The 11,820-nt window shown below is 66.8% G+C and carries 11 protein-coding genes; 3 read left to right on the plus strand and 8 right to left on the minus strand.

The genetic code is table 11. The annotated features are described in order from the left end of the window. The first annotated feature begins 95 nt into the window (after positions 1-95). Entirely contained in the window at positions 96-1,361 is a 1,266-nt protein-coding gene (locus C6A86_RS19585; protein ID WP_105365367.1) for a nitrate/nitrite transporter, read from the plus strand. Here the strand turns inward: C6A86_RS19585 and C6A86_RS19590 are convergent. Then, positions 1,358-2,566, minus strand: coding sequence for a low temperature requirement protein A (locus C6A86_RS19590; RefSeq protein WP_105365366.1), 1,209 nt, complete (start codon positions 2,564-2,566; stop codon positions 1,358-1,360). The two genes, C6A86_RS19585 and C6A86_RS19590, sit on opposite strands and share 4 nt — an antisense overlap. 125 nt (positions 2,567-2,691) lie before the next feature. Here C6A86_RS19590 and C6A86_RS19595 point away from each other — a divergent pair, with 125 nt between their 5' ends. Beyond that, the gene (locus tag C6A86_RS19595) at positions 2,692-3,423 is read left to right on the plus strand and encodes a 2-C-methyl-D-erythritol 4-phosphate cytidylyltransferase (protein ID WP_233213175.1); all 732 of its coding nucleotides are present in this window, start codon (positions 2,692-2,694) and stop codon (positions 3,421-3,423) included. On the opposite strand, the gene C6A86_RS19600 is transcribed toward C6A86_RS19595, so the two are convergent. From C6A86_RS19600 to C6A86_RS19630, 7 genes are all read right to left on the minus strand, one after another. Further along, positions 3,404-4,030 carry a 2-C-methyl-D-erythritol 4-phosphate cytidylyltransferase gene (locus tag C6A86_RS19600; protein WP_158263323.1) on the minus strand — a complete coding sequence of 209 codons (627 nt, stop codon included), beginning with the start codon at positions 4,028-4,030 and terminating at the stop codon, positions 3,404-3,406. The genes C6A86_RS19595 and C6A86_RS19600 overlap by 20 nt on opposite strands. Positions 4,031-4,035: 5 nt before the next feature. Beyond that, positions 4,036-5,052, minus strand: coding sequence for a patatin-like phospholipase family protein (locus tag C6A86_RS19605; protein ID WP_105365364.1), 1,017 nt, complete (start codon positions 5,050-5,052; stop codon positions 4,036-4,038). A 3-nt stretch (positions 5,053-5,055) separates the two neighbouring features. Further along, positions 5,056-5,694: a hypothetical protein gene (locus C6A86_RS19610; protein ID WP_105365363.1), complete on the minus strand. Its 639-nt coding sequence runs from the start codon at positions 5,692-5,694 to the stop codon at positions 5,056-5,058. After that, entirely contained in the window at positions 5,691-6,530 is an 840-nt protein-coding gene (locus tag C6A86_RS19615; protein WP_311100835.1) for a hypothetical protein, read from the minus strand. Before C6A86_RS19615 ends, C6A86_RS19610 begins: the two co-directional genes overlap by 4 nt. Positions 6,531-6,641: 111 nt before the next feature. Further along, the gene (locus tag C6A86_RS19620; RefSeq protein WP_233212862.1) at positions 6,642-8,069 is read right to left on the minus strand and encodes a FadD3 family acyl-CoA ligase; all 1,428 of its coding nucleotides are present in this window, start codon (positions 8,067-8,069) and stop codon (positions 6,642-6,644) included. Positions 8,070-8,113: 44 nt separating this feature from the next. Further along, a complete protein-coding gene (locus C6A86_RS19625) occupies positions 8,114-9,304 on the minus strand; it encodes an amidohydrolase family protein (RefSeq protein WP_105361761.1) in 1,191 nt (396 codons plus the stop codon). Positions 9,305-9,339: 35 nt separating this feature from the next. After that, positions 9,340-10,932, minus strand: a complete 1,593-nt coding sequence (locus tag C6A86_RS19630) for an AMP-binding protein (RefSeq protein ID WP_105361766.1) — start codon at positions 10,930-10,932, stop codon at positions 9,340-9,342. A 92-nt stretch (positions 10,933-11,024) separates the two neighbouring features. Here C6A86_RS19630 and C6A86_RS19635 point away from each other — a divergent pair, with 92 nt between their 5' ends. Further along, entirely contained in the window at positions 11,025-11,741 is a 717-nt protein-coding gene (locus tag C6A86_RS19635; protein ID WP_105361762.1) for an enoyl-CoA hydratase/isomerase family protein, read from the plus strand. The last annotated feature ends 79 nt before the right edge of the window (positions 11,742-11,820 follow it).

The following is an 11,820-nucleotide window of genomic DNA, read 5'->3' on the forward strand; positions in this document are numbered from 1 at the left end:
GTGAGCGATCTCACCGATAATGATTGGCGATTCATCCCACCAATTTGGGACCATTGCCCTAACTTCCCCCACCCGCTCAAGGAATCGAGGTCCGCGTGCGTCCCTGGATCATCTGGGCGACCGGACTACTCGCCTACATCGTGGCGGTGCTCAACCGCACCACGCTCGGAGTGTCCGGGCTGGAGGCCGGCGACCGCTTCCACGCAGGTCCCAGCGTGCTGTCGACGTTCGTGGTGCTGCAGATCATCGTCTACGCGGGTGCCCAGGTGCCTGCCGGCGTGCTGCTCGACCGCTACGGCTCCAAGCTCCTCATCATCTCCGGCGCCGCGTTGATGGTGACCGGCCAGCTCGCGATCGCACTCACCGATTCACTGCCCTTGGCGCTGGCCGCGCGCGCCGTCGTCGGGCTCGGGGACGCGGTCACCTTCATCTCCGTTCTGCGGCTGGTGCCGCACTGGTTCCCCGCCAAGCGGGTGCCGCTGCTGACACAGCTGACCGGGATCAGCGGCCAACTCGGTCAGGTGCTGTCGGCGGTGCCGTTCCTGGCATTGCTGGGTGTCAACGGCTGGACCTCGGCCTACCTCACCGTGACCGCATTCGGCGTGCTCACCATGGTGCTGGCGGCCGCCGTGCTGCAGAACACCCCGAGCGGCCGTCTGGTGACGACCGAGACCATGAACGTGCGGGACACCATGGCGAGCCTGCGCACCGTGTGGATGCGCCCGGGTACCCGGCTCGGCTTCTTCACCCATATGGGCACCCAGTTCTCGGTCACCGCGTTCGCCCTGATGTGGGGAGTCCCCTACGTCACCACCGCGCAGGGCCAGACCCGTGCGGTGGCCGGCATGTTGCTGACCATCTCGGTGGTGACGGCGATCTCGGCCGGTGTCGTGCTCGGCATCCTCACCGGCCGGTATCCGCACAAGCGGTCGATGATGGTGCTGGCCATCATCGGCAGCAACGCGCTCATCTGGACGGTCGTGCTGGCCATCCCCGGCCAGGCGCCGCTGTGGCTGCTGGTGCTGCTCGTCGTGATCATCTCCGTCGGCGGGCCGGGCTCGATGGTCGGATTCGATTTCGCCCGCACGTTCAACCCGAGCGCGACCCTGGGCACCGCGCAGGGCTTCGTCAACATGGGCGGGTTCCTGGCCTCGCTGCTGCTGATGCAGGCGATGGGTTGGATTCTCGACGCCGCCGGCGGCTACTCCACCGACTCGTTCCGGCTGGCGTGGACGCTGCAATACGTGGTGTGGGTGCTCGCCGTCATCGGCATCCTGATCACCCGCCGCAAGGCGCGGCGCCTGATGAAGGCCGAGCAAGAACGGTCGCTGCTGGAGACCTTCGAGCCGGCCGGACGCTAAGTCCCGGTGCGGGCGGCGACCGCGGCCGCCGTCCGGCGGTGCCCGACCCATTCGTCGCCGATCACCGCCACCGCGGGTGCTGCCGTGACGACCACCAGGCAGACCGCCATCGAGACACCCGACAGCGCCAGCAGTACCGCACCCACCAGGACGGCCGCGGTCAGCGCCGCAAGCAGCAGGTGCACCGCGTTGACGCTGCGCAACAACAGCGAGTGCAGCAGGTAGATCAACCCGATGTAGACCGCCACCGGGATCACCACCGACAACACCGTGCCCACCGAACCGAGTTCGGAATGCTCTTCCAGGTAGTACGCCGCAACGTGCAGCCCGGCACCGGTGCCGACGATCGCGCCGAACAGCAGGATGGGCAGATAGCCGAACCAGAACGACGTCTCGCGATGTGCGTGCAGCAGTTCGGCCGAGGGCACCATGAAGAACAGCCACCACATGCCGAAGGTCAACCCGATTCCGGCCAGCGCCACCAGGATCGCGTCCGTGGTCCAGCCCTGGTCATGCACCACCGCGGACAGGCTCGCCACGGTGCCGACCACTCCCTCCCCCAGCGCGATGATCGCCATCAGGCCATATCTTTCGGAGATGTGGTGGGCGTGCCATGGGGTACCGCCGGCCCGGCGCTCCGCGATCACCGGACCCAGCATCTCCACGCCGATGAGTACCACCATGATCAACAGCGTCACCGACAGCGAGGTGTGCACGAAAATGGCGGCAATCCATCCGAGTTGAGCAACCGAGATCGCCGCGACATAGGTCAGACAGGCACTGCGGCGCGCGGGATCCTGCCGCGCCGCGCGCAGCCACTGCCCCATCATGGCGACCCGCATCACCACATATCCGGCCACCATCACCACGTTGTCGACGTGCCCGCCGTGCTCCAGCGAGGCGTACACGTCCGGTATGCCGAGAGTCAGGATCAGCACACCGACCATCTGCAGCATCGTCATCAGCCGGTACACCCAGTCATCGGTGTCGTAGGCGGAGGCGAACCAGGTGAAGTTGATCCACGCCCAGCAGACGGCGAACATCACAAACCCGAAGCCCGCCAGGCCCGCCGGTACATGCCCCGCGGCCATCGCGTGCGCGAACTCCGATGCGGCGACGCCGAACGCCACCACGAAGGTGAGGTCGAACAACAACTCCAGCGGAGTCGCTGCCCGGTGCTGCTCGTGCGGATCGCGACCCGACATCCGGCGAAGCCGGTGCGCCCCGCTCGGAACCGAAGGCTGTGGTGTGGAAACGCTCACCCGGTCATCCTCTCCCCGATGGACCCGGCCCGCACCGGCTCACCGACGCAACACGCTAGCGTGAGCGCGTGTCCCCAGCTTCGGATCCCCGCACCGCGGTCGGTGTGGTGCTGGCTGCCGGAATCGGTGCGCGGGTCGGCGCCGACGGCAACAAGGCGTATCTGAGGCTGGCCGGCAGGTCGATGCTGGCCTGGTCGGTCCGGGCGGTGGCCGGCACCGCAGAGGTCGGCCGGGTCATCCTGGTATACCGGCGGGGCGAGCGCGACGTGGCGGCCCGGACCCTTGGCGACGACCTGCCCGGTGTCGCGGTGGAACTCGTCGAGGGTGGCGACAGCCGCCACGAATCCGAGTTCAACATGCTGCGCCACATCGCCGCCGATATCGAGGACGGCACCGTCGAGGTCGTGCTCATCCACGACGCCGCGCGTCCGCTGGCCGGCCCGGATCTCATGCGCGCAGCGCTCGACACGGCCCGCCGCCACGGTGGCGCCGTGCCCGCGGTGGCAGCGACGGGCTTGGCCCGGCCACGACCCGGCGGCGGGCTCGAACCGCTGACCGAGCGGTTGGTACGTGTTCAGACACCGCAGGCCTTCCGGGCCGGGCCGTTGCTGCAGGCCTATCGACGCGCGGCCGACGAGTCCTTCGACGGCACCGACACCTCGGCGTGCGTACAGCATTTCACCGAGGTCGACGTGCGGGTATTCCCCGGGGCCGCAACCAATCTCAAGGTAACCTACCCGCCGGACATCCGGCTGGCCGAGCACCTGCTGGCGGGAACGGTCAACGCCGACAGTCGATGACGGCCGCCAGCAGCGCGGCATCGGCGGGCAGGTCGAACGGGATCGCGTCCGCGTCGCCGGCGACACACACCAGGTCGGCCGAGGCGCTCAGTACCGCGGGCAGATCGTCCAGCCGGGCCACCGCGGCACCGAACGGATACTGGGTGATCTTCAGCTCGGAACGGTCCACCGTCGATCGGATGACACCCTGCCCGTCAACCCTTTTCACGGTGTCGGTGACCGGCAGCACCGGGACGACCAGCTCAGCGCCGTCGGCCAGCGCCGCGACGACACGGGCGAGAAGATCTCGCGACAGCACTGGATGGCGGTGCTCGGCCACCAGCACATGGGTACCAGCGGAGGCCTGCAGGTGTGGCTGCACCGCCCTCAGACAGTCTGCGGTGCTGCTGTTTTCGCCCGCCACGATGACCCGGGCCGGCAAACCGGTGAGGCCGGCGCGCGCCCGCTCGTAGATTGCCGCGTCGGCCGGTACCAGCACCTCGGTGACCTGCGCGGTGAGACCGCGCACGATCCGCACCAGTGCCGGTTCCCCGTCGACGGGGGTGAACACCGACTCCGGGTGCCGGGCCGCCGACACCGGTAGCGGCAGGATCGCTGAGAGTTTCACCGCGGTCAATGTAGCGGGCGGGCCGACCGGAAGCGCCGGAGGTAGGCCTCCCAGTCCCACCCGGCCAGGAAATCCCGCGCCGCCGAGTAGCCGTTGGCGTACAGCGCCTCGACCTGGGTGTCGCTGATATCGAAATCGAGGAATCCCACCTCGGTCGAGTCGACGCGCACCGTCCTGGCGTTGACCCAGGGCTGATTCAGGTACGCCTGATCGCGGCCCACCAGGACAGTGGTGATGACATCGTCGAGCATTCGCGAGGGCACCAGCCGGCGCAGGGGTCCCCAACTCGGCAGCAGGTGGTCGGTGTCATTCGGCAGGTGCGGCAGTACCGTGACGCCGAAACTCGGCCAGCGCGGAACACCACCGTCGGCGCGATCCAAAGAGTCGACCGGGAAGTTGGACAGCAGGCCGCCGTCGACCAGGGTGGAGCTCCGCCCCGCGGCATCGGTCAGCGTCACCGGACGGAAGTAGAACGGGATCGACATCGAGGCGCGCACCGCATCGGCGACAGGCTGCTCATCAGGGTCCAGACCGTAGACCCTGCGATAGTCCCAGGGCAGCCGCACCAACTGGCCGGTGGTGACATCGGTGACGGTGACCACCAGGTTGTAGCGCTGCTCGACCGGTAGGTCGTCATCATCGATGGCGAGGTCACCGAAGGTACGGACCCCGAGATTCGTGAGTTGCCCGCGCACCCAGTCGTGCGCGTAGTCGCCCTTGTAGATGCCGCGGCCCCGCACCAGGGCCAGCGGTTGCCCGATGACCGGTAACCGCCCGACCAGCCCCGGGTCCCGGAATTTCCGGTACTTCAATTCCAGCGCAATGTCTTTGAATTCAATGCCGGTGAGTTGCCCGCGCGCTGCGGCGACGATCGCCCCGACGATGGAGCCGGCAGACGTGCCCGAAACGCGTTGCGCCCGGTAGCCGGCGTCCATCAGGGCGACCACCGCGCCGATCAGACCGACCCCCTTGACCCCGCCACCGGAGAGCACCAGATCGGCAGGAGAGGTCGGCGACGGCAACGGCTACACCGGATCGAAGGACGAGATCAACCAGTCGTCGTTCACCCGCGTCAGGCCGACCTTGACGGCGCTGGTGGAGAACGATCCATCCGGGTTCTCCGTGCTGGTGGTGGTCTGGTTCAGGAACACCAGCACCACCGCCGATTCGGGATTCAGTTCGGCGACCGCCGCATTGACGATCGCCGCGCTCGTCTGCACCGATTTCTTGGTGGCCGCCGGCGTGACGATCTGCTCGGTGAACTGGTTGTAGTAGTTCAGGAAATCACCGGTCAGATGTGTCTTGGCGTTGGTGAAGTCCTCGTCGAGGGTCTCCGGCGAATACGACAGCAGCGCAACGGTTCCGTCTTTGGCGGCGCTCAGCGCGGTGTCGGCGGCGGCGGTTCCGGTGGCCTGATCGGGCTTGTATTGATTGAAGTACAGCCACGCGGTCACGCCTCCGGTGATGGCCAACAACACCACCAACGTGATGGCCACCCAGAAGCGGGCAGCACCGTGGAGCACCCGGCGTACCGGGCCTGCCGGGCGATCGGGCGGTCCACCCGTCGCCACGTCCGGTTCCTCGGCGGCCACGGCGTCCTCGGGACCATCTTCTGCGTCGATCTCGACAGCGGTCAACAGTTCTTCTTCGTTCTTCACGGTCACGGCGCGAACTCAACTTTCGCCATCTTGATCTGGTCACCATCGCGGGCCACGCTCACGATCAGCCGCCAGCTGCGGGGGTCTTCCTTGGCGCCCTGCGCATTGGTGATGGTCGAGGCGGCCGCCACCAGAACATCGGCGGTGTCGTCGGTCATCGTCTGCACCGCGGTGGCGGTGACGTTCGCCTCGGTGACGACCTTCGACGATTCGGCGACCTTCGCGAACTCCTCGGCCTGACTCTGGAAATCCTCGCGGAACTGACCGGTGGAGTTGTCGATGATGCGCTGCACGTCTTGCTGCGCGCGATTGAAGTCCAGCGACATCAGCGACACCACGCCCTGACGTGCGGCAGCTGAGAACTGGGCGCTGAGGTCCCGCCGCTGCTCGGCCTGCTGGTGCTTGACCACGATCCAGGCACTGGTGCTGGCCAGCGCGGCGATGCCGAGGACCGCGAGGATCACCGCGGCGTACTTGACGATGCTGGTGAATTTCCGGCTGCGGCGCACGGGGTCCGAGTCGTCCTCGGCATCTTCACCCTCTTCAGCCGCGTCATCTTCAGCCGCGTCAATGTCGTCGACTGCGACGTCCTCGGCGACCACGTCGATGTCTTCGACTGCGTCGTCAGCGGCCGCTTCGTCGGCGGCTTCAGCGGCCTGCTTGGCCTTGGCCTGCTGCACCCTGAGCACATTGGCCCGCGCGCGGGCTGCCGCCGCTTCGGCCTCGGCGGCTGCGGCAAGCGCCTCTGCCTCCTCGGCGGACAAATCCGCGACGTCCGCCTGATCGGCGTCCGGCGACGCTTCGCCAGGCTTCCGGGTCGACATCATGACCTCCTGCGCCAAACGAGAATGGCGTTATCAAATTCGACTATTCATTCGACGATACCCCATCATCGATTCGCCCAGAAACAATGCTCTTCCTGCGGAAACGCTATTTCCGTGCTGTGCGTACGCTCAGCGGGCGAGGTCCTGAAGGCGATCCTTCATCACCTTGCCCGTGGCGTTCAGGGGCAGCTCATCCAGAAACTCTACGTACCGCGGCACCTTATACCCGGCCATCCGGTCACGGCTCCAAGCGATCAAATCGGCCTCGCTCAGGGCATCGTCGCCTTCACGGCACACCACGAAGGCCTTGCCGACCTGGCCCATCCGTTCGTCGGGCACGCCGATCACCGCCGCCTGACGGACCGCGGGGTGCTCGAGCAGGAAGCCCTCGATCTCGGCCGGGTAGGCATTGAACCCGCCGACGATGAACATGTCCTTCTTGCGGCCGACGATCTTGAGCCGTCCAGCGTCGTCGACGGTTCCCAGATCCCCGGTGTGCAGCCATCCGTCGGCGTCGATCGTCTCTGCGGTGGCCACCGGATCATCCAGGTAGCCCTGCATCACGGTGTAGCCGCGCACCAGCACCTCCGCGTCCGCGGCGATACGCACCTCGACACCGTCGCAGGGCCTGCCCGCGGTGGTCGCGATGTCCTCGAAGGTATCGCCGGGGCGGGACAGGGTGACCGTGCCGGCCTCGGTCAATCCGTACCCGGTCGCCAGCGTCTGGAAGGGCAGTTCCTCGTGCACCCGGCGGATGAGTTCCACCGGGATGTCAGCGGCCCCGGTGACCCCGGCGCGCAGGGTCGCCAGCCGATGCTTGTCGGTGACCGCCAGCAGTGAGTGGTACAGCGTCGGGGCGCCCGGCAGCATCGTGATCTTTTCGGCCTCGATGAGGTCCACGACGGCGGGCACGTCGAACACCGGAACCGGCAGGATGGTGGCGCCGCGAATCAGCGAGGAGATGCAGCCGGCCTTGTAGCCGAAGGTGTGGAAGAACGGGTTGACGATCAGGTAGCGGTCGCCCTGGCGCAGGTCGGCCAGATCGCACCACTCGGTGTACAACCGAAGCGTCTGTTCATGATTCATCATCACTCCCTTGGCCCGGCCGGTGGTGCCGGAGGTGTAGATGATGTCGGCGATATCGGTGCCCAGCAGACCCTTCGCCTCGAAGGGCTGCCCGCTGTCCAGGAAGCCCGAGGTGATCTCGATCGCCGGGACGCCAGCGGGAACGCTGAAATCCTGGCCCAGGAAGCCGTTTTGGACCAGGACGGCCTTGGCGCCGCTGCGGGTGATGATATCGGCGGCCTCTTCGGCCTTGAATCGGGTGTTCACCGGGACGACCACTGCACCGGCGGTCACCGCACCGAAGGCGGCGATCAGCCAGCCTGCGGAGTTGGGCGCCCAGATCGCGACCCGGTCGCCCTTGCCGATACCGAATTCGGCGAAAGCTCCCGCGGCACACCGAACACGCTGCGCCAGTTCGATATAGCTCAGCCGCAGGGAACCGTCAACGACCGCTTCGGCATCACCGAAGCGGTCGCCGACGCTCAAGACCATCTCCGGGATGGTCTGCCACTCTTGGGTATACGTCACTCGCGAAATTACGTGGTGATGAGGCGCCCGAGGTTGCCGCCCATGATCTTTGCCTGGTCCTCGATGGAGAGATGCTCCAGGGCGGTCACATAGTGCGTCGGCTCCGCCAGGCCCTCCGGGTGCGGCCAGTCCGAGCCGTACAGCACCTGGTCGACGCCGATGAGGTTGATCAGATCATCGATGCCCTCTTCGTAGAACGGGCTGACGTAGATGCGGTTCTTGATCTCTTCCATCGGGTTACCCAGGAACGCCTCCGGCGCCTTCTTGTACACCTCGGCCATCGAATCCAACAGCGGGAACATCCACTTGGAGCCGGCCTCGACGATGCCGACCTTCAGCTTCGGGTGCCGGAAGAGTGCGCCGTGAATGACCCAGGAGGCCACCGCGTCCTGGATCGGACGCCATTCGTTGAGGATGGACATCGCGTTGGTCTGGAACGGCAGCATCTCCTGCGCCCCGCCATCCCACTCCGAGGTGTAGCGCGAGTAGCCACTGTCGCTGGAGTGCATGCCCACGAAGATGTCGTGATGCACGCAACGCTCCCAGAAGGGATCGAATTCGGGCAGAGCGAACGACCGCGGGCCGCGGAAGCCGGGCACCGGTGCCGGGCGGATCAGGATGGCACGGGCGCCGCGCGCGACCGCCCACTCCAGCTCCTCGAGCGCCTTGTCCAGGATGGGCAGGGTGATCACCGGAGTGGTGAAGATGCGGCCCTTGTGATTGAAGCCCCACACCTCGTGCAGCCATTCGTTCAGCGCGTGCACGATGACGTGGATGGCGACCGGATCGTCGGCGAGGCGTTCCTCGATGAGGCTGGCCAGCGTCGGGAACATCAGCGTGCGGTCCAGACCGAGGTCGTCCATCACCTTGATGCGCGGCTCGGGCTCGAAGAACGCCGGGATGGCCTTCATCGGCTCGCCGAACAGCTCGCGCTTGCTCTTGCCGTCGGGGTTACCGAACTTGAAGTACTCCTCCCAGGCGCCCGGCTTGGCGACCACCGAGAAGGTGGGGTTCGGGATGTAGTTGCTGATCTGGCCCTTGATGGCGATCTTCGTGCGGCCGTTGATCTCCACGTACTGGACGATGTCCTTGTACTCCTTGGGGAGGTACTTGGTCATCGCCTCCGGAGGCTCGTAGAGGTGGTTGTCCGCATCGAAAAGCGGAAACGGTATGTCGACCCGATGCGACAGTTGACCCATGAGATGCTCCTTTTCAGTTCGTGAGAATCATATTCTCATGTTGTGGATGTCGCAATGCCCCTGGGTGCGGCCGAGGCCGAATCGCTCACGGCCTGTCGCACCCTGAATTTCTGCACCTTGCCGCTCGCGGTCCGCGGGAAGTCCTCTCCCTCCGATAGCGCGACCAGTTCCTCGGGCCACTTCTGCCGAGCCACGCCCGCTTGTTCGAAGTGGGCGCGTACCTGCTCGCGCGTGGGCATCTGGGCCCCGGGCCGGATTCGCAGCACAGCCGCGACATGCTCGCCGAGGCGCGCATCCGGGGCCGCCACCACGACGGCCTCCTGCACCGCGGGCATGCTCAGCAGCACTTCCTCGACCTCGAGGGCACTGATGTTCTCGCCGCCCCGGATGATCAGGTCGGCGGTGCGGTCGGTGATGGTGAGGTAGCCGTCCTCGTCGAGGACGCCGATATCGCCGGTGCGGTACCAGCCGTCGTCGTCGAACGATTCCGCAGTCAGCACGTCATCGGTATAGCCCAGGCAGAGGTCGGGGCCGCGGCTGAAGATCTCGCCGTCGGGTCCCAGCCGGATCTCCACACCGGGCCGGGCATTGCCGTCGGTGAACAGCCGCTTGTCCTCCGGCGCTGCCGGTCCCGAACCGGTGATCGAGGGATGCTCGGTGCTGCCGTACGAACGGAACACGAAGAGTCCGAGGTCGGCGAGGCGCCGGGTGACCGCGGACGGGACCGTCGACCCACCCAGCCCAACGGTGGAGAACCGGGCCAGATGCGCGTCGGTGAAACCCGGGTGGTCCATCAGGCTGGTGACGAAGTACGGCGGTCCGCCGCCGATGGACAGCCCGTCGCGCTCGATGATGTCGAGCACCCGGCCGGGATCCCACACATCGCACAGGTCGATGGGCGCGCCTTCGAGCACCGGGATCAGGAACGCGCCGAGCATGCCGATGAAGTGTCCGACCGGGGTGGCGGTGAGTTGGCGACCGCGACCCGGCGGGTAGTTGGCCAGCAGCTGGCGGGTCTCACAGTTCAGCGTCTGGTGGCTGTGGATGACACCCTTGGGTTCCTTGGTGGTGCCCGAGGTGAACGCGATCAGCGCCGGGGCGGCCGGATCGGCGTCCACGGTCCCGGTCATCGGCTCGTCGGCCAGCAGCCGGTCGAAGGCCAACTCGCCATCGGCGCCGACCAATCCGACGATCGGCACCTCGGTGCACAGATCCGGGTGGAACGTCATCCGCCCGAATTCCGCGGTGCTGATGAAAACCTTCGGCCGGGCGGTCGCGATGATGTGACCGAGTTCCTTGCGGCCGTAGAAATGCACGATCGGGACGGTGACCGCGCCCAGGAACGCCGAGGCCCAGAACGCGACGGCGGCTTCCATCCAGTTCGGCAGCTGCAGGGCCACCACGTCGCCCGCGCCGACACCACGCTCGGCCAGGCCGGCGGCCAGCCGACGGGCGCGGTGCTCGACGTCGGCGAAGGTACCGGCGAAGGGCCGGGTCTCGGAGTGTACGAAGAACCCGGCGTCGGGACTCGCCTGCAAGCCGTCGGCCAGCAGCTGGCCGAGTGTTTCCGGTGTCCACCACCCCTGCTCCACGTACCGTTTACTCAGCTCAGCAGGGATTTTTCGGATCGAAATGACAGCACCTCCGCAACGCCGGGCAGATGCTGGTGATGCTATTCTCACCTGCCGAGAATGCCAATACCGAAATCGGAGAACCTTTGATGGTCGACCTCGAACTGGACGGCGAACTGGCGGTCATCACCATCGACCGCCCGCATGCCCGCAACGCCATCTCGCTGGAGACGATGGACCAACTGAACACGGCCCTGGACGGCGCCGCCGGTGCATCCGCGCTCGCCATCACCGGGGCCGGTGACCGGGCGTTCGTCTCCGGGGGCGACCTCAAGGAACTGGCACTGCTGCGCACCGAGCTGGAGGCGTCGTCGATGGCCTGGCGGATGCGGGCGATCTGTGATCGCATCGCCGGCTTCCCCGGCCCGGTGATCGCCGCACTGAACGGACATGCGCTCGGCGGTGGCGCCGAGGTGGCGGTCTCCGCCGATATCCGGATCGCCGCCGATGACATCAAGATCGGCTTCAACCAGATCTCGCTGGCGATCATGCCGGCCTGGGGCGGCGCCGAGCGGCTCGGCCATCTGGTCGGGCGCAGCCAGGCGCTGCTGCTGGCCGGGACCGGGCGGGTACTGGATGCCCCCGCCGCCGAGCGGGTCGGACTGATCGATCAGGTGATACCCCGCGCCGAGTTCGCCACCTCGTGGCGCGAGACGGCCCAACTGCTGGCCCGCCGACCCGCCGGCGAGATCAAACGGGTCATCAAGGGAGCGACCACCACCGAGGCGGTCGCGGCCTTCGCCGGACTCTGGGTCTCCCAGGAACACTGGGATGCCGCCGACAAGGTGATGAACAAGGGCAAATAGCCGCTGGTGGCGTCGAAATCTTCTGTCCACTAAGCGAATTGGTGGAAGCCCGGCCCCGATTCGACGAACTCGACGTGTC

The sequence above is a fragment of the Mycobacterium sp. ITM-2016-00316 genome, assembly GCF_002968335.2.
Lineage (GTDB): Bacteria > Actinomycetota > Actinomycetes > Mycobacteriales > Mycobacteriaceae > Mycobacterium.

Coding starts and splice junctions, on each gene's coding strand:
- C6A86_RS19590 (WP_105365366.1), bottom strand. CDS start 2,566: ATGTCGGGTCGCGATCCGCACGAGCAGCACCGGGCAGCGACTCCGCTG.
- C6A86_RS19620 (WP_233212862.1), bottom strand. CDS start 8,069: ATGGTCTTGAGCGTCGGCGACCGCTTCGGTGATGCCGAAGCGGTCGTT.
- C6A86_RS19625 (WP_105361761.1), bottom strand. CDS start 9,304: ATGGGTCAACTGTCGCATCGGGTCGACATACCGTTTCCGCTTTTCGAT.
- C6A86_RS19635 (WP_105361762.1), top strand. CDS start 11,025: ATGGTCGACCTCGAACTGGACGGCGAACTGGCGGTCATCACCATCGAC.